Source organism: Paraburkholderia caledonica (assembly GCF_000383275.1).
GTDB lineage: Bacteria > Pseudomonadota > Gammaproteobacteria > Burkholderiales > Burkholderiaceae > Paraburkholderia > Paraburkholderia caledonica.
In genome coordinates this window covers 413,089-433,940 of record NZ_KB911039.1, presented here as the reverse complement: position 1 = coordinate 433,940, position 20,852 = coordinate 413,089, and the positions used below count along the sequence as shown (strand labels likewise).

The 20,852-nt window shown below is 62.8% G+C and carries 15 protein-coding genes and 1 riboswitch; of the genes, 9 read left to right on the top strand and 6 right to left on the bottom strand.

Going from position 1 to position 20,852, the window contains the following annotated elements; translation table 11 throughout:
- From H281_RS0120065 to H281_RS0120050, 4 genes are all read right to left on the bottom strand, one after another.
- Positions 1-4,809, bottom strand: coding sequence for an alpha-2-macroglobulin family protein (locus tag H281_RS0120065; RefSeq protein WP_027804780.1), 4,809 nt, complete (start codon positions 4,807-4,809; stop codon positions 1-3).
- Entirely contained in the window at positions 4,806-5,618 is an 813-nt protein-coding gene (locus tag H281_RS0120060) for a DUF1175 domain-containing protein (RefSeq protein WP_020068948.1), read from the bottom strand. The genes H281_RS0120065 and H281_RS0120060 overlap by 4 nt, the downstream gene beginning before the upstream one ends.
- Positions 5,618-7,420 (bottom strand): DUF2138 domain-containing protein, encoded by a 1,803-nt coding sequence (locus tag H281_RS0120055; RefSeq protein ID WP_020068947.1) that lies wholly within the window; start codon positions 7,418-7,420, stop codon positions 5,618-5,620. Before H281_RS0120055 ends, H281_RS0120060 begins: the two co-directional genes overlap by 1 nt.
- A 527-nt stretch (positions 7,421-7,947) precedes the next feature.
- Entirely contained in the window at positions 7,948-8,790 is an 843-nt protein-coding gene (locus H281_RS0120050; protein WP_020068946.1) for an FAS1-like dehydratase domain-containing protein, read from the bottom strand.
- A gap of 245 nt (positions 8,791-9,035) precedes the next feature.
- Here H281_RS0120050 and H281_RS0120045 point away from each other — a divergent pair, with 245 nt between their 5' ends.
- A complete protein-coding gene (locus tag H281_RS0120045; RefSeq protein WP_020068945.1) occupies positions 9,036-9,863 on the top strand; it encodes a 2OG-Fe(II) oxygenase in 828 nt (275 codons plus the stop codon).
- Positions 9,864-10,015: 152 nt separating this feature from the next.
- Here H281_RS0120045 and H281_RS0120040 read toward each other — a convergent pair whose 3' ends face one another.
- Positions 10,016-10,810, bottom strand: coding sequence for a CbtA family protein (locus H281_RS0120040; protein WP_020068944.1), 795 nt, complete (start codon positions 10,808-10,810; stop codon positions 10,016-10,018).
- A gap of 11 nt (positions 10,811-10,821) precedes the next feature.
- Entirely contained in the window at positions 10,822-11,043 is a 222-nt protein-coding gene (locus H281_RS0120035) for a CbtB domain-containing protein (RefSeq protein WP_020068943.1), read from the bottom strand.
- Between the two features lie 51 nt (positions 11,044-11,094).
- Positions 11,095-11,181, bottom strand: a riboswitch (adenosylcobalamin (AdoCbl) riboswitch).
- A 78-nt stretch (positions 11,182-11,259) separates the two neighbouring features.
- Here H281_RS0120035 and H281_RS0120030 point away from each other — a divergent pair.
- The 8 genes from H281_RS0120030 to H281_RS0119995 all read left to right on the top strand — a co-directional run bounded on the left by H281_RS0120030 (position 11,260) and on the right by H281_RS0119995 (position 20,755).
- Positions 11,260-11,850 carry a histidine phosphatase family protein gene (locus H281_RS0120030; RefSeq protein ID WP_020068942.1) on the top strand — a complete coding sequence of 197 codons (591 nt, stop codon included), beginning with the start codon at positions 11,260-11,262 and terminating at the stop codon, positions 11,848-11,850.
- A gap of 193 nt (positions 11,851-12,043) precedes the next feature.
- On the top strand, positions 12,044-13,561 hold the full coding sequence (locus H281_RS0120025; protein ID WP_027804779.1) for an ATPase domain-containing protein: 1,518 nt from the start codon (positions 12,044-12,046) through the stop codon (positions 13,559-13,561).
- Between the two features lie 4 nt (positions 13,562-13,565).
- Positions 13,566-15,224 (top strand): ATP-binding protein, encoded by a 1,659-nt coding sequence (locus H281_RS0120020; RefSeq protein ID WP_020068940.1) that lies wholly within the window; start codon positions 13,566-13,568, stop codon positions 15,222-15,224.
- Positions 15,225-15,304: 80 nt separating this feature from the next.
- Entirely contained in the window at positions 15,305-15,850 is a 546-nt protein-coding gene (locus tag H281_RS0120015) for a MarR family winged helix-turn-helix transcriptional regulator (protein ID WP_020068939.1), read from the top strand.
- Between the two features lie 6 nt (positions 15,851-15,856).
- On the top strand, positions 15,857-17,959 hold the full coding sequence (locus H281_RS0120010; RefSeq protein WP_020068938.1) for an FUSC family protein: 2,103 nt from the start codon (positions 15,857-15,859) through the stop codon (positions 17,957-17,959).
- Between the two features lie 33 nt (positions 17,960-17,992).
- A complete protein-coding gene (locus H281_RS0120005) occupies positions 17,993-18,202 on the top strand; it encodes a DUF1656 domain-containing protein (protein WP_020068937.1) in 210 nt (69 codons plus the stop codon).
- 7 nt (positions 18,203-18,209) lie between these two features.
- The gene (locus H281_RS0120000; protein ID WP_020068936.1) at positions 18,210-19,166 is read left to right on the top strand and encodes an efflux RND transporter periplasmic adaptor subunit; all 957 of its coding nucleotides are present in this window, start codon (positions 18,210-18,212) and stop codon (positions 19,164-19,166) included.
- Positions 19,163-20,755, top strand: a complete 1,593-nt coding sequence (locus tag H281_RS0119995; RefSeq protein WP_020068935.1) for an efflux transporter outer membrane subunit — start codon at positions 19,163-19,165, stop codon at positions 20,753-20,755. The genes H281_RS0120000 and H281_RS0119995 overlap by 4 nt, the downstream gene beginning before the upstream one ends.
- Positions 20,756-20,852: the final 97 nt, after the last annotated feature.

Sequence of the window (20,852 nt, the reverse complement as noted above, 5' to 3'; positions counted from 1 at the left end):
TTACTGGATGCGCAACGAAGTCACGCGATCGCTCTTGCCGCCTTCGAACGCCTTCGCGTCCGGTTGATACATGCGGAAATAGCGCGCGGGCGGCAATGCGAATGTGCCCGGCAACGCGAAGCGCACCAGTTGCCGCAACGCCACTGGCCGGTCGAGCAACGGCACCGGCTGGTGATACGAGAGCTCACCCATTTCATACGATGCAGCACGCGCGAACGGTTGCGGGCCGCTCTCGCCTTCCTTTTCGCCAGGCAAGCCCTCGATGGACACGCCCCAGCTCGTCGCTTCGACGCTCGCGCCGGGCGGCAGCGGCACATCGAGCAGACCGTAGTGATACGCGTTGCCCGAGCGCGGCGTAAGCGTGACTTCGTCGACGTACAGTGCATTGCTGTCGATTGCGTCGCCCGATTTCACGAGACGCGCGGTGAACGCAGATCGCCCCACATTGCTGTCGCCCGCGCCCTGCTTTTTCGGATCGGCTTTTACCTCGACCGGTTCGAGCTTGTAGAAGCGGCGGGCGACGCCGATGTTCAAGCGGCTGTCTTCGCTCGCATGACTGCGGAACGAGACGATTGCGCTGACGTCCGTGCGTGCGGCGCCTGCGTCGAGCGTGGACGGCACGCCAGCAGCGGTCCATTTCCAGAGTGGCGTGCCGGTCGGCGTAGCAGCGCGCGTCCAGCCCGCGCCTTGCAGCGACGGCAACGAAGTAGCCGCCACATCGCCGCCGAGCGCCTTGCGCAACCAAAGCAGCGTCAGTGCGCGGTCGAGCGTCGGGTAATCGGCGCTGCTTCTTGCAAGCAATGCGGATGCATCGACGCTCGCGCCTTCGCCGGACATGGCAAGCAGGCTTTGGACTAGCGGCGCCGGATCGTTGCTCAACGAGACACGCGCGGCGCTCGATGCCGCATCGAAACCGTCCGGCGTCTGCGCGCCCGTCGCGCGCGCCATGTTCGCGATCAGCAGCATCGCCATCTGCTTGCCGCGCGGCGAATCGGCCTGTGCAAAGACGATACTGTCCGACGCGCCATACGTAGCACTAGCGGCGTTGCGAGCCGGTGCAGCGGCGGTGGCCGCCGCGTCGCTCATCAAGTCGGCAGCCACGCCCGAGACAGGCGTCGCGACCGGCAAGCCCATCTGCTGCATGAACCACAGCGCCAACGCGCGATGAAGCAGTGGCTCTTTAGCGCCGGCGTCGCGATAAACCTCCATTGCGTGTTGCCAGTTTGCGGCGGGCAGGCTTATGCCGAGACTGCGGCTCGCGAGCCAGTCCGCGTAGTACGCGTAGGCCGTGATCAGCGCGCTGCCGCCGGTCGTATCGCCCCACCAGCCGAACGTGCCGCCGACACCCGCGAGCATAGCCAGACGTTGCCGCTGATTACGCAACAGCGCTTCGATTCCTTGCGTCGAACTCGCGTTGTCGCCGCGGCCGATCGCGTCGTGTGCAAGTGCGAGCGGAATCAAGCGGCTCGATGTCTGTTCGGCGCAGCCATACGGATAGTTGATCAGATCGTCGGCCACGCGCATGAACTGGCTCGCTGCGCTGCCGACGAAACGCACGCTCACGTCCTGGGCGTCTTGCGGCAGATTGAGCGGCTTGCCTGCGCCGTCAAGCGCGACAGTGTTCTGATGAAGATCGAGCCAGCCGCTCGCGTCGAGACGAATCGTGGTCTGCAAGCGGTCCACATCCCTGTCGCCCTTGCGCAAGGTCGCGTTGACCGCGCCGGCCTTCAGCGCGCCGCTCGGCAGACGCAGATAGTTCGCGCCGCGCTTAAGCGTGACCTTCTGATTCAGCGACAGACCGCCGCCCTCCACCAACCACTGCGCGTCCATGTCCGCGTCGGTCTGGTTGAAGGCGATCATGTCGATAGCCGGCTGGTCATTGACGCGGAAATGCGACGGCCCGCTCCACTTCAGATACAGCGCCTTGTCGGAGCGCACGTATGCGGTGCGCTGGCCGACCATGCCATCGGGCGCGGCCGCGCGCACGGTGACGCGCCAGCGCGCTAGCGAGTCGGGCATTTTGAACGTCATGGTGGCGTGACCATTGGCGTCGGTCTTCAGGCTGCCTTCCCACGCAGCCGTATCCTGATCGTCGCGGCGCGGGCGTTCGAGCACTTTCACGCCGCGCTCGTTGTAATTCGCCCGTTGCGGCCCGCCCGGCGCACCCTTGAGCGGCGAACGCGCGAGGTCGTAAGTGATGAACGACAGACTTGACGACGTCCGCACGTTATTGCGCCGCGGATGATAGAAAAAGTCGACGATGTTCGGCGCAATCTCCGGCTGCAGCACATAGACCATTTCATCGACCACGCTCACCGTCAGATTCGCCGCTTCCGGTTTGCCGTTCAACGTGCTGTCGAAATTCAGGGTGACGGTATCGCCTGGACCGTACACCGGCTTGTCGCTCTTCACGTTCAATTCGATTTGCGGCTGTGCCACGACGATGCCCGCGTTCTGGAACGCGTATTCGCCCGCATGCACGTACAGCACCGAGAAGGTCATGTTGGGCGCGAAGTCTTCGCCGACCTTGATACGCGCCTTCCATTGCGACGGCGTCACGCGCTGCAGTTGCAACCAGTCGCCGCCCGCGCTCAACAGCGCGCGTCGTTCGACGTTGTCGCGTTCGAGCGTCAGCAACGCATCGTCGACGGGCAGCGGAAATGTGATCAGCGCTTCCGCCGTGTCGCCAATCTTGTACCGGTCGCGATCGAACACGATCTCGACGCTGCCTGGGATCGCCTTCAGGCCGTCGCCCGCAACCCAATGGCTGACGGCGGCGAGCAGGTTGCCCGCGTCATCTTTGACCGACAACATGTACGAACCCGGCTGATCGAATGGCACCGCGAACGACAGCTTGCCGCCAACGCCGTTCGGCGCGCTTTTCAACGCACCTTCGGCATGCGTCTGCGATTCGAGGCGCGTCCATTCCCATTTCGCCGGCGCATGCGCGGCCGGGTCGACCGCGGCCAGCGCCTGCAAGTCGAAGCTCACCGATTCCTTCGGCTGCGAGAACGACTTCGACGTAGTCAGCCGGTACGGCGTCGCGCCGCGCGCGATCAACACTTCGCGCGTCACGCGCACCTTGTATGCGGCGCCGTCCTGCGCGAACAGCGTCAGCGCATACCGGCTCGGCTCGGTCGCTGCGGGCAGCGTCAGGCTGGCGTTGCCGTCGCTATCCGTCTTGAGTTCCTGTTGTTCGAGCTTGACCGGGAAGAGTCCCGCATAGTGCAGTTCGCCGTCGACAATCGTCACTTTCTGCGCGCGCAGCGTGACCGAAATCTTGCTGTCGCGCACCGGCTTGCCGTCCGGATAGCGCAGCTGGATTTTGCCCTTCAACGGCTCGCCGGTCGCATAGTCGGCTTTGTCCATTGAAAGATTGACGTCGAAGTGCGGCTTCACATATTCGGCAACGCGAAACGCGCTGCCATACACATCGCCGTTATAGTCGAACCGCAGCGTGTAGCCGCCAGCGCTTGCGTCTGCGGGCAGCGAAAACGACGTGTCAGCGCCGGTATCCGAAGCGAAATGCGTCTTCGCCGTTGCAACCGGCGAGCCGTTCGGGTCGAGCACTTCGAGCTTGATGTCGGCCTCGGCAGGCGCCGACGATTGAGTCGCGTTCTGAAACGTACGGCCAATAAACTTTACGTGGACCTGATCGCCCGGCCGGTACATCGGCCGATCGGTGACGGCGTAGATTTTCGTGTTGTAGATCTCGCTGTCGTAATAGAAATTCTCCGACACGAACACGCCGCCCTGCGGATCGACACCAAGCACATAGCTGCGCTCGGGGCTCACGTGTTGCAGCACGAGCGCGCCGTCGTCGCCCGTCGTGCCGCTTTGCAACACACCTACGCCGTCGGTCCAGTTCACTTCCGTGTTAGCGACCGGCTTGCCGCTATCGCGCCGCGTAGTCCACACCAGCATTCCGCTCGATGCTGCTTTCACGACCGCCACCGTATCCGACACGAACAACAACGTATGCGCGCGATAGTTGCCGATCACCGCCTCGACGATATAGAGACCCGGCGGCAGCTTGCCGACAGGGATCATCACGTTGCCGGAACTCGCCTCGATAAAGTTACTGCTGCTGCCCGCGAGGTTCACGCCCTTGGGCGGCTCGATCACTTTGGCGTCCCAGATCGGATAGCGAAAACGCCCGACCATGTCATAGCCTTTCAGCGGGGCGAACTGCGAGTTCTGCTCGAACTGCGTCTGCTTACCGGTCTGTTCGCCGAGCTTGAATTGGGGCGCGGCCTCCGTTGCCTTGCTGCGGGTGGCGAACGAAAGCACGCGCTGCCATGCGCGGCGCGCCTCGGTAAACCACCGGTCCCACAGATAAGCCAGCGTGTTCGCGAGGCCTTCGCCCTGATAATTCGGCGCGACATTCAGCCGATGCAGATTCTTCTGTGCCTTTAGAAACTCGAGCGGCTTCGGCACCCGATACACGACGATGTCCGCGCCGCCGTATGCCTGCAACGCGTCCTTGAAATCGCGGCCGGGCGCCTCAAGCCGGACCTCCGCGAGTTGATTACTGCCGAAGCTCGCATCCGAGAGGAGGAAGAAGGGTTGACCGTCCACTTTCTGAGAAGCGAAGTTACTCGACGGCGCCGGATTGAGCGTCGGATTCGCGGCGATGCTGGCGTCTGCCGATGCCGCCGACGCTGCCGACGCGTCGTCGCCCGCCTGCGCGGTGCCGCTTACGGTGATCAGCGCAATCCACACAAACAGCGCGGCCATGGCAACGGTCGCGCGATCGCGCATAGGGTTCAACCATTTGCAAGTCGCGATCACAGAGCTCATTCGGGTCATGGTGTCAAAAAGTCCAAACGAAACACGCCGACAAAGTTCGGATTGCCGTCGAGCGGCTGCCAGCGGGAATCTTTCCATTGCATCAGGTCGGAAACGGCGACCGCGCGCAGACCGGTATCGATCGGCGTGACGGTGCCTGTGTGATAAGCGATGTAGCGATCGAGCCAGATCATCAGATGCTGGTCGTCGCCCTGGTCGAAGAACAGCAGGTCGCCGGGCAGCGCCTGGTTGACGTCTTTCGAAACGAAGCGGCTATTGCGTTGAATCAGTGCGATGGCGGAAGCGTATGCGCCAGTGGAACCGTCGAGTTGCGTCCAGCGATTCGCGATCATTCGCTGCGCCGTGGACAACTGCAGTTCGGGCGGCAGACTGCTCGTGTCGGCAAGGCCGGTCATGCCGTTGGCGTGCAGCCATTTCCTGTCGTGTGGTCGCAGCGTCTCGCCGACGGCAAAGCGCACTAGTCCCGCGCAATCGCGTTGCGTCCAGCGCGGCGTCGGTCCGCGGCGCATCTGCTGATCGACGATGCGGGTGAACCACGCGCGAAACACAGCCGATTGCTGCGCGGTGAGCGCGTCGGGTTCGGGACCGGAAGCACCAGCACTCAGCGCGTGGGCATAAGGCGCGACGCTCGCTGCTGCAAACATCGCGGTGATGCGCAACAGCCATGCGCGGCGTGAAGCCGCGACAACGCGTGAAGTCGCGGCTTCACGGGTGGGATGCGCGACAAGCTCCGCGCGGAGTCGGGGCGCCGCGCGCGAGGGCGCCTGGCGAGGCGCGCGCAACCCTCCGGCTAAGCGAAGGCGACGCATTAATCGCCCTCTGTGCCAGGCTGATCTGCGGATGCCTGCGGCGAGTCGTTAGCCGAACCCGCATCGCCTTTCGCGCGATCGAACCACCACTCTACCGGTACCCAGCCGGTCGAGCCTGGCAAGGTTTGCGGCAGCGTCAACGAAACCGGTGGATAGTGTGCGAGCGCGCGCAACTTCGGTGTGAGATGCGTACGCGAGGCGTTGCGGAACACGGCCTCCTGATCGGCGGGCAGTGCGGCGCCAGCTTCGCGTTCGATCAGTGCCGCTGCGGACGAAGGCGTCAGCGTCAGAATGGTGCGCGGCAAACGCTCAGGAGCGAGCGTGTCTGCCAGCGCGGGGTAACGCTTGTCGAGCACTGCCAGCGTGTCGTCGACGAGACGTGAGTCGGGCGAGAAAATCAGATAGCCGTGCGCAAGCGCAAGCGTCACCGGAAAATAGCGCTCGGCCGATAACTGCGACGCGAACGACGCCCTACCGCTCGACGCCGTGCCCGAACGCGCGCTGACCGGCCTCTGCCAGACAGTGACGTCCGCACCCAGGTCGCGCCTCGTGACCGGCAAACGGCGATAGTCAGTGTAGTCAGCGTCGTTGCCGTCCGTCTTCGCGGCCTTTGCCTCATATGCGCCAATCACGTCACCGAATGTTTTGTCGAGCGCGGTCTTCAGCGCAACGAGCGAGGCCGCGTCCTGTGTCTTGTCCTGCGTTTTAACTTGAGCGATGAAAACCGGCGCAACCAGCGTGGATTTCGCATACCAGCATACCGCCGCAGGGCCCGTCAGACGATCGCCGATTGCCCCGGCGGCGTCCGCCCCATTGGCCACCTTGCCAAGCAGTGCCGATGCCTCCTTCCAGTCCGCGGGCAGACTCGTGCAAGCCGCGGCGTTCGCCGGCAATGCGTGCCACAAGGCCGCGCTGTTCCACTGCTGCGGCAGTTTGCCCGGCTCGATCAAGGCCGAGGTCCGCCAGGTCGCCGGCGCGCTGCCATTCGGCGAGAAGTCGAACCGCAGCGCGTCGATGCCCGAAAAGAACGCCTGATAACCGAACGACAGGTAATTCGCCGACACCACCAGACGATGCCCCTTCGGCGCGTCTCCCGAAGCATCCAGTTGATATGCGCGAGCGGCGGCGTCGCGACCGGACGACAGCATGTCGGACACAGCATCGGCGCGTTCGCCCAACAGGCCGCCCTTTTCGTCGAGCAGAACGCCGGGCGCGGACAGCACGACGAGGCGATCGTCTTTCGTCGCGAATAGCAGCGTTCGGCCAACTGCGAGCTTCAGCGCGTAGACCGGAACATCGCCGGAGAGCCTGGCGACCTGGCTCAGTTGTGTGTCGCTTGCGGCGACGTTGCCCAAGCCCTGCAACAGCTTCGCAAGACCGTTGCGGCGCACGGACATGATCCAATAGCCGAGGCGGCCATCCGGCGAACGCCAGAGCAACACGTGCGCGGGTTCGTCGAACACGCGGCGGATCAGTTCGTCGCGCCAGTCAAGTTGATGTTCGAACGCGAGACGCCGCAATGCACCTTCAGCGGAAAGGCGCGTATTCGCCGATTCGTAATAGTCGACGAAGTCTTGCGTGAGCACGTCGTGAAGCAGCGGCACGCGCAACATGTCGCGCGGTAAACGCGCCAGCGCTTCGCTGTCGATCACCGCATCGGGATGATGAATATCCAGAACGACTTCGCCCGCGTTGGTCGCCTTGCGATGTGCGAACGGACGCCACACGGCCTGAATGACGATGCCGGCCACGATCAGAAGCGCGGCCACGAGGATTGCAATCTTTTTACGCGACATCTTCATCTGAGTTTTTCTGGTTCGATGCGACGATATTAACGTTGATGCCGGCCGGATTAAGCCGCCGTGACCTATCGCTGAAGGCAGCGATGATAACCGATATTTTTAACAGCAAACCACCCGGCATTGCATTTAACAATTAGAGAGGTTTCAGGTGCTTGTTGACCACAAGTTGCGCTTGATTAATGCGTCGAAAGAGGTTAATGATTTTTCTGTCACTGCAATTAAAGAATCGTTCGCTCAGGCGCTATACCGCTGAGCGCCAGTATGGGCGGTCTGTCGCTTAGGCACACGCGACTCGCAAGCCAATTCGAGCGGCGTCCGGATACACTCACGCAGGCAAGCGGCGATGCATTATGCGCATAAACAACCGAGGTCCGGCGAGATCACCTGTTAATGTGGAACTTGCTCCTACAGATTCAGAGAAACATCACTTTGATTTGCGGGACGCAACTGTAAGACGACCGGATTTTTCACCGCTTGCGCGTTATGCATTTACTGAACATAATCGTCGACGCCTCGCGTTCGCGGAATTATTCAATCGCTGCGGTCGCTCGCATCGTCAAATAGCCATCGTGATCTTTTGCCCATAGGTCGATCGATTTTCCATCCGCCGAGGGCGCGCCGCACACCATGAAAGCCTGGCCCGAAAACGTCGGGCGAAGCGCCTTGAACGCAAAGCTCTGCAGCGTTGCATCGGGTTGCTGGCGACGAACAAGATCGACCAGCAGCGTGGCAATCAACGGCCCGTGGACCACGAGGCCAGGATAAGCCTCGACTTGCGTCGCGTAGGGATAGTCGTAGTGAATGCGATGGCTGTTGAAGGTGAGCGCCGAATAGCGAAACAGCATGACGGGATCAGGCTCGATAATGCGGCTCCAACGCTCGCCTTGCGGCGCGAGTTGCGGCTGCTGAGGCCGCGCGTCTGCTAGCGGTGCGTCGCGGTAGACGATGTCGTGCTCTTCTTCGAGCCTCAGTTCGCCGCCGACTTCAATCGAGTGCTGCACCGTCACGAACACGAGGCGCCCCGAGCGACCCGTCTTGTCTTCAATGTTCGCAATGGTCGACGTACGCGTGGCGCGCTCACCCACTTTCAGCGGCGCATGGAAAGTGATGCGCCCGCCGGCCCACATGCGGCGCGGCAGCGGCACCGGCGGCAAAAAATCGCCGCGCTTAGGATGACCGTCGGGGCCGGCTTCGGACATTCGCGCGATCGGCAAGAAGTAAAGCCAGTGCCAAAGCGGCGGAACGGTGTCGCCGCTTTGTTCGCGATCGAATGTCGCCGCGAGAGCTGCGAGCGGAAACGCGGTAATGAGATCTTTGGCGACTCGCTCGGTGCCGAGCCAATCATCGAGTTTCTGGTGGGAATCCGACATGGACAAGCCTCCGGTGGAGCGGCCAATTGACAGCACCTACTATGAACGACGCGACGCGCTTCGCAAAGGTTATCGTTGGGCGGCGTCACTTTTTCCTGCTCGCAACTCACTGTTTTGCCGGACACATCGCCGGTTGGTCCGCGCGCCTCCAACGTTGGGGAATTACAGCGCAAGAGTCGGAGTGCGCGGCCTGAAAGGCGCGCTTACACTCAATCATCGTTCGAAAATCGCTTAGGGAGACTCTGATGAATACGGTGGCGAAAGATGCCCGCGCCCAATCGCCGGAACAGGATCGAAAAACTGAATCGAAGCCGTTGCAGAGCCGCAATCATGCAAGTTCACTGACGGCGCGCATCGAGACGACTGATTGGTTTCACGTCGAAGAAGAGCTGAACGGCTATGGCTGCGCGATGCTGCACGGGCTGCTTGACGCGCGCGAATGCGATGCCCTCACTGCGCTGTATCCCCGAGAGGACTTGTACCGCAGTCGCGTAGTGATGGCGCGGCATGGCTTCGGCCGTGGCGAATACAAGTATTTCTCGTATCCGTTGCCGCCGCTGATCGCACAGTTGCGCCGCGAGTTGTATCCGCATCTCGTGCCGGTGGCGAATCGTTGGAACGAGGTGATGGACATCGGCATTCGCTATCCGGGCGCACACGCCGAGTTTATCGAACGCTGCCACGCTGCGGGCCAGACGCGCCCGACACCCCTAATGCTGCAGTACATGACCGACGACTATAACTGTCTGCATCAGGATCTTTACGGCGAGCACGTGTTTCCGCTACAGGTTGCAATTCTGCTGTCGGAACCCGGCGAGGATTTCACCGGCGGCGAATTCGTGATGACCGAGCAGCGTCCGCGAATGCAGTCACGCGCGGAAGTCGTGCCGCTGCGCAAGGGAGATGCCGTGGTGTTCGCGGTTCATCATCGGCCGGTGCAAGGCACGCGTGGTGTATATCGCGTGAATTTGCGGCACGGAGTGAGCCGTTTGAGATCGGGACAGAGGCATACGTTGGGAGTTATTTTTCATGATGCGATGGCGTCGTCGTCCGATGGCGTGGTCAATATGTAGTTGTTGAGCGTGCTCGCGATTGGCGGCGGTGACGGGGCCAAAAAATCACATCTGATACTTTCCAGCCCGTGTCATACCACCGCGCGCGCTCAACACCCACAGCCTTAACCAACTCACGCAGCCAGCCGCTCAACGCAAGCCGACAGAAGACCTCAAGCCGACCGGGTCGCTGTCCGATTCCCGACACGCATGAACGAACTCCGCTCGACGATCGCGCCGAACAGTAGCCCGATCGTCGCCCACATGATCGCCTGCATGCCGAGTGCAGCCACACGGAACTTCCACAGCAGCGCCGCGGGAAAACCGGCCGGCGTTTCGTCGATCACAGGCATCGACATCTGCACCGCGGCAATGATGGCGATGAACACAAGTCCGGCCACGATCGAGCCGTTCCATGCGCCAAGTTTCATCGCCGCGCGGCGCCGGACCTTTAGCGAAAAAACCATCGCGGTCAGCGAGATGGCGATCATCAGAAAAAACAGGCCCGTGCGCGTTCCGATTGTCTCCGGGTCGCCGACCGCTGGCGGGTTCGCCGGATACTTGATGTTGGGAACGATCACCAGTGCGACGAAAGCGCCGAGGGCAAGCCACGCCGACAACGCACGCGCGCTCATCGCCCCCACCCGCCCGTACGCATAGGCAAACACCAGAGAGAACAGTCCGCCGAATGCCGCACCGTAGGTCACTACGCCGGTCAGCAATCCCAATCCGGCTTGCGTATCGCGACTGACCAACTCCTGCTCATGCGCTTGCTCGTGCGCGTCCGCACCCGCAGCCGCACCGGCGTGCTCATGCTCATGCATTGCGCCGGCTCCGTCCCCGGCATTCTCTTCGAAGGCTATCGCCTGATTGACCTGCGGCTCGCCCGCCACTCGCGCAAACGCGAACGTGAGCAGCCCCGCGGCGATGCCTGCAAGCATCCCGCGCAACAACAACTTACCGACCATGTTCTGCTCCGTTAGTGGCAGGGAAAGCCGAGCAGATGGCGGCCGTCGTGCACGAACTCATGCACGTACATGCCAGGCACTAAAGACGTGGCGCCCTGTTCCGCACCGACGAAATACAGCGCGAGCAGCAGCAGCAATCCTCCGAACACGGCCCAAGGCAGCAGTTCACGCAACGGAATCGGCGTGGGCTGAATGGCGGGCTGGCCGGCGGAATCGAAAACAGCTTCAGTCATGATGGACATCTCCTGGGGTAGCGCGCCCCGTAGTCGATTGCAGAGGAATGATGCGAAGCTCAGGTCTGGCTTTCGGCTTGTGATGCCGATTACAGTGGCGCGACCGCGCCGGGCTTTCACCGGCTTCCGCGCTTCGCAGTGCGGCTATTCTACGCGCTAAACTTCCGCGCCAGCTATCACACAGCGACACGAGCGCATATTGACGGGAACTCAAAAATGAACCTGCGGCTGTTACTGGTCAGCCATGCGCCGACCCCGGCCATGCGCGCGGGCCGCTTTCCCGCCGACGATCCGCTCGACGCCCGCGGCCTCGGCGAAGCGCAAGCAGCGCGAGCGCGCCTGTCGTTTGCCGACAATGCAATCGCATTCGTCAGCCCCGCCGCCTGCGCGCGCGAAACGGCCTTGGCGCTCGGCCTCGCTGCGAAGGTGGACACCGCGCTTTCGGATGTTGACTACGGCCAGTGGCGCGGCCAACGCCTCAACGATCTCGCCGCGCAAGCGCCCGACGCACTGGCAGCCTGGACACACGACCCCGACGCCGCCCCTCACGGCGGCGAATCGTTCAGCCAGGTGGTGCAGCGGATCGGCAAATGGCTTGACGCAATAGACGTCGCGCCAGATAGCGCGTCGCAGGCTGTCCACGATGTGGTCGCCGTGACGCATGCGCCGCTGGTCCGCGCGGCGATCGTCCATGTGTTGGGCACATCGCCAGCGGTGTTTTCGCGGATTGAAATCCCACCGCTCGCGGTCGTCGAACTGCAGCGCTCTCAACGACGGGGCTGGACATGGCGGCCGACGTCGTCGTGACTTTGCCGGAACAACCAAGGCTTATTCGTCCGATACAGACAGCCGCCGCCCACACAAACTAACACGGCGCTGATCACGCTTTTCCGCCGCCGCACACGCGACAACCACGGCCTTTTCGCAATAGGCATGCAACTTGCATTCTGGCGATACCGGCTGACGGACCAGGCCAATTATTCGATGCTATAACCACGCTATGTCAAAAGACGCTGCCACTCACAAGCCTACCCGCCTTTGCTCAGGAATCGAGGGAATCGATAACATCCTGGGAGGCGGCCTCACCCCGCACCGCATGTACCTGGTGGAGGGCGCGCCGGGAACGGGTAAAACCACCCTGGCGTTGCAATTTTTACTTCAGGGCGCTGAGGAAGGTCAGGCAGGTCTGTACATTACGCTGTCCGAGACGCGGTCAGAGCTCATCTCGGTAGCTGACAGCCATGGCTGGGATTTGAGCCAGTTCCACATCCTGGAACTGGTCTCCGACGAAGGTCTGGATCCGCAATTCGAGCAGACGGTGCTGCATCCGGCCGAGGTCGAACTCGGCGAAACGGTGCGAAACGTCATCCAGCAGGTCGACGAGATCAAGCCTGTGCGGATCGTGCTCGACAGTCTGTCCGAGTTGCGCCTGCTGTCGCAGAACGCACTGCGCTACCGGCGGCAAATCCTCGCGTTGAAACGCTATTTCGCCACGCGCGCATGCACGGTCTTGCTGCTCGACGACAATACGTCCGACCCGGGCGACGTGCAATTGCATAGCATCGCTCACGGCGTGATCGCGCTCGACAACGTCGTGCACGACTACGGCGGCAATCGCCGGCGCTTGCGCATTGCCAAGATGCGCGGCATCAAGTTCCGCGAGGGATACCACGACTTCACGCTCGACACCGGCGGCATCCATGTCTATCCGCGCCTCGTCGCGGCCGAACATCACGCCAAATTCGATACACATGTGGTGAGCACGGGCACTGGAGGCCTCGACGCGCTGCTGGGCGGCGGACTGATACCCGGCACCAACGCGCTCCTGATCGGCCCTTCGGGTGTCGGCAAAACCACCACCGTGGTTTCGTGCCTGATTGCGGCTCTCGAACGTGGCGAACGCTGTGTCTACTATGTCTTCGACGAAACGCTGGTCACCCTTGTCGCGCGTTGCGCGACGGTCGGCATGAATTTGCAGCCCTATGTCGACAACGGACTATTGACACTGCGTCAGATCGATCCCGCCGAGATCTCGCCCGGCGAGTTCGCGAGCGACGTTCGCACCTCCGTCGAGAAAAAAGGCGTGAAATATGTCGCGATCGACAGTCTCAACGCTTACCTGCAAGCAATGCCCGGTGAGCGCTATCTGCTGTTGCAGATGCACGAACTGCTCGGGTATCTGAACCAGCAAGGCGTCATGACGATGCTCGTGCTGGGACAGCACGGGATTATCGGCGAGGTTCAGAGCGATATTGATATCAGCTACCTGAGCGACGTCGTCATTCTGTTCCGCTATTTCGAACACCACGGCGAAGTGCTGACCGCCGTGACGGCAGTAAAGAGCCGCGCTAATGCCCATGAACGCTCGATCCGCCAGTTCCGGCTCACGAGCCGCGGCGTCGAAGTGGGTGAAGCGCTGCGCGACTTCGAAGGCGTGCTTTCGGGCTTGCCGTCTTATCGCGGCACCACGGCGCTACTTGGCTCGACGGAGCGTGTCATCGACACGTCGCGGCAGTAACGTCATGGAGCAACGGGTCCTGATTCTCGCGCCTTTTGGCCGCGACGCCGATGTTATTGCCGAGGTTCTGCACAAGGATCAACGTCTATGCGTGCCGTGCCGCGACGCGGACGCCCTCACCGAGGCGCTCGACGCCGGCGCGGGTAGCGCGCTCATCGCTGAAGAAGCGCTCGCCGGCGAACATGCGACGCGTCTATTCCGCTGGCTGGAGCAGCAGCCGGCGTGGTCCGACTTTCCGTTCATTCTGCTTGCGGCCACGCGCGTGGGGCATCGCTCGGCGCGCGGGATCGAAGTGCTGGAGCGCCTGGGCAACGTAGTCGTCCTGGAGCGTCCGCTGAACTCCGAGACGCTGCGCCGCGCGGTGGCCTCGGCGCTGCGCGCCCGTGCGCGGCAATATGAATCGCGCCGCCATCTGGCTGAGCGGATCGAAGCGCAGGAAGCGCTGGTGCAACTGAACGACTCGCTCGAAGGCCGCATCGCCGAACGTACGCATGAGCTCGCTTCAGCCAACAACCGGCTGATGATGGAGATTCACGAGCGCGCAAAAGTGCAGGCCGTGCTCGTGCAATCGCAGAAGATGGAAGCGCTCGGGCAACTCACCGGCGGCATCGCACACGACTTCAACAATCTGCTGAACGTCATCATGGTCAACTCGGAACTGATCTCCCGGGTGAGCAGTGACGAGCGCATTCGCGGTATGGCGGCGACGGTCAAGCGCGCAACCGAACGCGGCGCGAAACTGACCGGCCAGTTGCTGACGTTCTCGCGCAATAGCAACCTCGATCTGAAGGCCGTCGACGTCGTCGCGTTGCTGCAAGGCATGCGCGACATCATCACCGTGTCGCTGGGATCGGGTATCAGCTACAGCAACGACTTCGAAAGCGACGAGATGTGGACGCAGGCCGACGCCAATCAGCTGGAACTGGCCGTGCTCAACCTCGCGATCAACGCGCGCGACGCAATGCCCGGCGGCGGCCAGCTCAGTGTCCGCGTGAAGCAGCGCACAGCGCCTGATCAGACGCTTGCCGAAGGCCGCTATGTCGTGATCGAAGTCACCGATACGGGCTCGGGCATACCGCCCGATATCGTGTCGCGCGTGTTCGATCCGTTCTTCACGACTAAGCCGATCGGCAAAGGGACGGGACTCGGCCTCAGCCAGGTGTACGGCATCGCGCGGCAAGCCGGTGGCACCGCGAGACTCTTCAGCGAAGAAGGCGCCGGTACGACGGTCGAGGTGTGGTTGCCGCTACGCGACCCCGTCGCGCCGCAGGCTGCGGAGGCGTCCAATATCGAAGCGAACGCCGTGGGCGAAAAGCGCGTGCTGGTGATCGAAGACGACAGCGAAGTACGCGCCATGCTCGTCGAGTCGCTGAAAATGCTCGGCTACCACGTGACGGAAGCCGCTGACGGGCGAGCCGGACTCAACCGCCTGCGGGACGACAACCCCGACCTGCTGATGGTCGACTTCGCGATGCCGGGCATGAACGGCATCGACGTGATCGCCGAGGCGCGCAAGATGCGCAGCGATTTGCCGGTGATTCTCGCAACCGGTTATGCCGACATCGACATTTCCGGTCTTGCGGTAGAACGCTGCACGGTACTGCGCAAACCTTTTCAGCTCGACGATCTCGCGAGGACGATCAGACTCGGACTGGTCGCGTGACGCTCGTGCGTCGCCATGCGCCGCTAAAAATTCCAATTCGATAGTTTGCTAACGATTGTTTTGGAAATACAATACCGGCCATGACGAATCTCGACGCCTTACGCCGCAAAGTGAGCAGCACACTCGTGATCGCTGCCAGAAAGTGGCGGCGCACGAGTCATGGCGTGCTGTCCGCGTTCAACGTCTCCGAGGCCTGCGCCACGCCGCTGCTCACCGCGAGCCGGCTCGGCGAGGCGGTTCGTCAGGTCACGCTGGCCGATTACATCGGCATCGAAGGACCTTCGCTCGTGCGCCTGCTGGACCAACTGTGTGCTGCGGGCCTGATGCGTCGCGACGAAGATCCCGAAGACCGCCGCGCTAAAACGGTGGTGCTGACAAAGGCGGGCCGCGCGGTGACCGAGAAGATGGAAGAAGAACTGGTCACACTGCGCGCGCAGGCGCTCAAGGGCGTTTCACGCAGCGACCTCGAAGCAACCTTGCGGGTGCTTGCCGCGTTCACAGCCGATTCCGCGGAAGAGTCAGAAAGCGCCAGTGCCACGAAGTCGACGCGGTCCACGAGCCCGGCCAAAAATACAAGCCGCCCCAGCCGCACAACTGCGCCACGCAACGTCAACAGATCGGCGTAACGCGTCATGATCTACCCCTCCGTTCGCGACTGGCTGTTCTCGGTCAAGACGTTTGCCGCCGCGATGATCGCGCTGTACATCGGCCTGGCGCTCCAGTTGCCACGGCCCTACTGGGCAATGGCGACCGTCTATATCGTGTCGAATCCGTTCGTCGGCGCGACGCGTTCCAAGGCGATCTATCGCGCGCTCGGCACCGCGCTCGGCGCGTCGGCGGCTGTACTGCTCGTGCCGCCCTTCGTCGAATCTCCGTATCTGTTCAGCGTGATTCTCGCCCTATGGGTCGGCACCCTGCTCTATCTCGCCGTATCGGACCGGACTGCGCGCAGCTACGTGTTCCTGCTCGCGAGCTATACGATGCCGATCATCGCGCTGCCCGCGGTCACGAATCCGGCTGGCGTATTCGATCTTGCCGTTAGCCGCACAGAAGAGATCACTCTCGGCATCGTGTGCGCAAGCATCGTGGGCAGCGTGCTGTTTCCGAGCCGGCTCGCGCCGACCATCATCGAACGGACCGACGCCTGGTTTCGCGACGCCGCGTTCTACGCGACCGAAACGCTGTCGGGCCGCATCGCGGGCACGGCGATTTCCGCCGCGCGGCAGCGGCTCGCGACCACCATCAACGGCCTGGAATTGCTGTTGAGCCAACTGGCCTACGACCACACACGCCCCGACATTCTCACGCGAGCGCAGGAACTTCGCGGACGCATGCAATTGCTGCTACCTATCATGTCGTCGCTCGCCGATCCGCTGCTCGCGCTGTACAACAGTGGCAGTCACAAGTGGCCGGACGGGCTCGAGGCGCTGCTCGCCGACGTCATCAAGTGGTTCAACGCGCCTCTGCCGGCAGCCAGCGCGGGCTATCATCCGGACGCCGCCGCAGATGCGCTGCGTGAGCGCATCGCGGCGATGCAGCCGCCGCCCGCCGCGCTCGCGACATGGGACGGCGCATTGCTGTCGAATGCGTTATGGCGCATGAGGCAGGTCATCGACGTATGGCAGGACTGCCGCTCGCTGCGCATCATCATCACGCGTGAAGAGGGCTCATGGCGGCCTCGTTTTCGTCATTGGCGGCTCGGTGGCACCGAGCGCTTCTACGATCGCGGCATGATGTTGTTCTCCACCGGTTCGGCAGCCGCGGCTGTTATTCTCGCGTGCAGTCTGTGGATCGAATCGGGTTGGGCAGACGGCGCCAGCGCCGTGACACTTGCCGCGGTAGCCTGCTGCTTTTTTGCCGCGCTCGACGAGCCCGCGCCAATGGTCTTCCGCTTTTTTGTCGCTACGGCTATCGCCGTGGTGGCGGCAGGCGTCTATCTGTTCGCGGTACTGCCGCACGTGCATGACTTTCCGATGCTGGTGGTTCTCTTCGCCGCGCCGTTCATTCTCGTGGGCACGCTGATTCCGCGTCCGCAGTTCAACCTGGCCACGGTGCTCGTCGCCGTGAACACCGCAACGTTCATCAGCATTCAGGACGCGTACGACGCCAACTTTCTGACCTTTCTGAACAGCAATTTCGCGGGCCTCGCGGGGCTGCTGTATGCGTATCTGTGGACGCGAGTCACACGCCCGTTCGGCGCGGAACTTGCGGCAGCGCGCCTGTTGCGTTCGAGCTGGACCGACGTTGCGTTAACCGCGTCCACGCGGACAATTGAAGACCCGCGCAATCACGCGGCCCGCATGCTCGACCGTTTGATGCAATTGATCCCGCGGCTGGCGGCGACCGACGACCATCGTCATCCTTCCATCGAAAGCTTTCGCGACCTGCGCATTGCGTTCAATGCACTCGATCTGCGACGTCTCACACGTAAGCTCGGCGGCGAAGCGCCCGCTGCGATCGACGGCGCGCTCGACGGCGTGCGCGCCTATTATGAAAACTGCGTGAACCGTCGCTCGCGCGAACCGGTGCCGGACAGCCTGATGTCGTCGATCGATTCGGCTGTAGCGCGCGTCATTGCACAAGGGCTCGCCAATGCCGGCGCGCCGGGTGCGAACTCGCAAGCTTCGGCACGTCATTTGCGCGAAGCGCTTCATGCGCTTGTCGGCTTGCGTCTTTCGCTATTTCCAGCCACGCTGCAAACACCCACGCCGCCCGCAACTGAGGCGAACGCGTAATGCCGCCGCTCAACACTCTGCTCCCTTCCCGCGATGATCGGTGAAATAGATATCTTCGGCGTGTTCGTGCCGGCCGTGCTCGTGCTGATGCTGGTCGCCTATCTGATCAACCTCGCCATTCGCACGGCGCTCGCGCGCGTCGGCTTTTACCGCTTCGTGTGGCATCGCTCCATTTTCGACCTCGGCATCTATGTGCTGGTGCTGGGCCTTGTCGTCGTCGTTTCGCACAGACTCGTTTCGTGAAATCAACGTGAAAAAAACCTGGTTCTCCGTCGGTCAGATCGTGCTGACCCTGATCGTCGTCGTGGCCGCGGCACTCGTGCTGTGGAAGCTGGTCGACTACTACATGTTCGCGCCGTGGACCCGCGACGGGCACGTGCGCGCCGACGTGATCCAGGTCGCGCCGGACGTGTCGGGGCTGATCTCATCGGTTCAAGTACTGGACAACCAGCAGGTCAGGCAAGGCCAGGTGCTGTTCGTCATCGACCAGGCGCGTTACACGCTCGCGCTGCGTCAGGCCCAGGCCACCGCGCAGCAACGCCGCGCCACGCTCGATCAGGCGCGCCGCGAGGACGTGCGCAATCGCAAACTCGGCAATCTGGTCGCCGCCGAAGTCGCGGAAGAAAGCCGCTCGCGCGTGGACCAGGCGGAAGCGGCGCTCGCGGACGCGAACGTCGCAATCGACACCGCAAAACTGAACCTGCAACGCGCGACGATCATGAGCCCGGTGGACGGTTACCTGAACGACCGCGCGCCGCGTGCCGGCGAATTCGTTGCCGCCGGGCGGGCGGTGGTCTCGGTTGTCGATATGCATTCGTTTCGTGTCGACGGCTACTTCGAGGAAACGAAGTTAGGCGGTATCGACATCGGCCAGCCGGTTGACATCAACGTGATGGGCGAGCCGCATTTGCTGCGCGGCCACGTGCAAAGCATCGTCGCGGGCATTGAAGATCGCGACCGCACGCAAGGCTCCAATCTGCTGCCGAACGTGAATCCCGCCTTCAGTTGGGTGCGGCTTGCGCAGCGCATTCCGGTGCGCGTCGCGCTCGATGAAGTGCCCGCAGACTTCCGCATGATCGCCGGGCGTACCGCTACGGTGTCGGTGCGCGACCTGGCGAATGCGCGCGCTTCGCATGTCACGGGAGCTTCGAGCGCATCCGCCGCAACGCCTGCGAGTGCCGCGGCCACTTCGGGCGCCTCGCAATGAAACTGCCGCGCACCGTGCCGTTTCTGCGTTCGCTCGGGCTGCCGCGACCGCAATTGCAACGACAACTGCGGCTGTTGCCGCTGTTGCCGCTGTTGCCATTACTGCCGCTGCTGCCTTTGACGGCGGCGCTCAACGGCTGCATGAACGTCGGCCCCAACTACTCGCTGCCGAAAGACGCACTCGTCAACGCGCCGCTCGCGAATGCGCAGATCGAGGGCGCGGACGCAACGCTCACCTCACGCGGCAACGTGCCGGCTGTGTGGTGGAAACTGTACGACGATCCCGTGCTGAACGGTCTCGTCGACGAAGCGCTTCAATCGAACACCGACTTGCGCGTGGCCGCCGCCAATCTCGCGCGCTCGCGCGAGGCGCTAGGCGTCGCGCAGGCGCAGGGCGGGTTTTCCGGCAACGCCTCGGCGGTGATCGAACGCGCGCAGGAATCGGCCGAAAAATACTTGCTGACTGAAAAACTGCCGGTCGTGAATGAAGGCGACATCGGCATCAGCGTTGCGTACGAAATCGATCTGTTCGGCAAGCTTCGGCGCGGCGTGGAAGCGGCGCAAGCCGACACCGAGGCCGTGCAGGCAGCGGCCGATCTCGCGCGAATCACGGTGGTCGCCGACGTGGTGCGCGCCTACGTCGAACAATGTTCGGCGGCCGAGGAACTGGAAATCGCGCAGCAGTCGCTCGCATTGCAGAGACAACGCGTGGATGTATCGCGCCGTCTGCGCGATGCCGGCCGTGGCAATCAAACGGAAGTGACGCGCGGTCAGACGCAGATCGATACGTTGTTCGCGGATATTCCGCGCTACACCGCGCGCCGCAAGATTGCGCAGTACCGGCTCGCGGCTTTGCTCGCGCGTGCGCCGTCGGACCTGCCGCCCGCCGTCCTCGCTTGCGAAAAGCTGCCGCAGATCCGTCAGCCGATTCCGGTGGGCGACGGCGCAGCGCTGCTCAAGCGGCGACCCGATGTGCGCGAGGCCGAGCGTGAGTTGGCGGCATCTACGGCGCGCATTGGCGTCGCTACCGGCGCGCTGTACCCGACGGTGAGCATCGGCGCATCGGCGGGTGTGACGGGCGTTCTGGAAGACCTCGGCACCTCGCCGACCGCGCGCTGGGGTTTCGGTCCGCTGATCAGCTGGACGTTCCCGGCGAACGGTGCGCGCGGCCGCGTACGCGAAGCGCAGGCGTCGAGTCAGGTCGCGCTCGCGCGCTTCGACGGCGTCGTGCTGACCGCATTGCGCGAAACCGAAACGAGCCTCGCCACCTATGCCTCCGACTACGCTCGCGCTGACGCATTGCGCGCCGCGCTGCAGTCGGCGACGCAATCCGCTGACGAAACGCATCGGCTCTATCGCGCAGGCCGCGAGTCGTTCATCTCGGATCTGGACGCTACCCGCACGCTAACGTCGACGAAATCTCAGGTGGCGGTCGCGGAAGGTCAGGTGGCCATTGACCAGGTCAATCTGTTCCTTGCTCTCGGCGGCGGCTGGGAGGAGACACAGGCAGCGGCGCCCCGTGTACCGCCATCATCGGGGGCGACGCCCGTCAGATCACAGCAGGCAACCCCGGTGACCCGAGCTCCGTAATACCGACGCTCAAGCTTACGATTTATTTTTGTCGACATTTCTTTTGCCTTTCAATTGCGGTTAAATACGTGCCACCAACCACAACACGTTACGAGGC

Excerpts from the sequence above, each read along its gene's own strand:
- H281_RS0120030 (WP_020068942.1), top strand. The coding sequence starts at position 11,260 with ATGAACCTGCGGCTGTTACTGGTCAGCCATGCGCCGACCCCGGCCATG.
- H281_RS0120035 (WP_020068943.1), bottom strand. The coding sequence starts at position 11,043 with ATGACTGAAGCTGTTTTCGATTCCGCCGGCCAGCCCGCCATTCAGCCC.
- H281_RS0120060 (WP_020068948.1), bottom strand. The coding sequence starts at position 5,618 with ATGCGTCGCCTTCGCTTAGCCGGAGGGTTGCGCGCGCCTCGCCAGGCG.
- H281_RS0120055 (WP_020068947.1), bottom strand. The coding sequence starts at position 7,420 with ATGAAGATGTCGCGTAAAAAGATTGCAATCCTCGTGGCCGCGCTTCTG.
- H281_RS0120045 (WP_020068945.1), top strand. The coding sequence starts at position 9,036 with ATGAATACGGTGGCGAAAGATGCCCGCGCCCAATCGCCGGAACAGGAT.
- H281_RS0120020 (WP_020068940.1), top strand. The coding sequence starts at position 13,566 with ATGGAGCAACGGGTCCTGATTCTCGCGCCTTTTGGCCGCGACGCCGAT.
- H281_RS0120010 (WP_020068938.1), top strand. The coding sequence starts at position 15,857 with ATGATCTACCCCTCCGTTCGCGACTGGCTGTTCTCGGTCAAGACGTTT.
- H281_RS0120065 (WP_027804780.1), bottom strand. The coding sequence starts at position 4,809 with ATGACCCGAATGAGCTCTGTGATCGCGACTTGCAAATGGTTGAACCCT.
- H281_RS0120040 (WP_020068944.1), bottom strand. The coding sequence starts at position 10,810 with ATGGTCGGTAAGTTGTTGTTGCGCGGGATGCTTGCAGGCATCGCCGCG.
- H281_RS0120050 (WP_020068946.1), bottom strand. The coding sequence starts at position 8,790 with ATGTCGGATTCCCACCAGAAACTCGATGATTGGCTCGGCACCGAGCGA.
- H281_RS0120025 (WP_027804779.1), top strand. The coding sequence starts at position 12,044 with ATGTCAAAAGACGCTGCCACTCACAAGCCTACCCGCCTTTGCTCAGGA.
- H281_RS0120005 (WP_020068937.1), top strand. The coding sequence starts at position 17,993 with ATGATCGGTGAAATAGATATCTTCGGCGTGTTCGTGCCGGCCGTGCTC.
- H281_RS0120015 (WP_020068939.1), top strand. The coding sequence starts at position 15,305 with ATGACGAATCTCGACGCCTTACGCCGCAAAGTGAGCAGCACACTCGTG.
- H281_RS0119995 (WP_020068935.1), top strand. The coding sequence starts at position 19,163 with ATGAAACTGCCGCGCACCGTGCCGTTTCTGCGTTCGCTCGGGCTGCCG.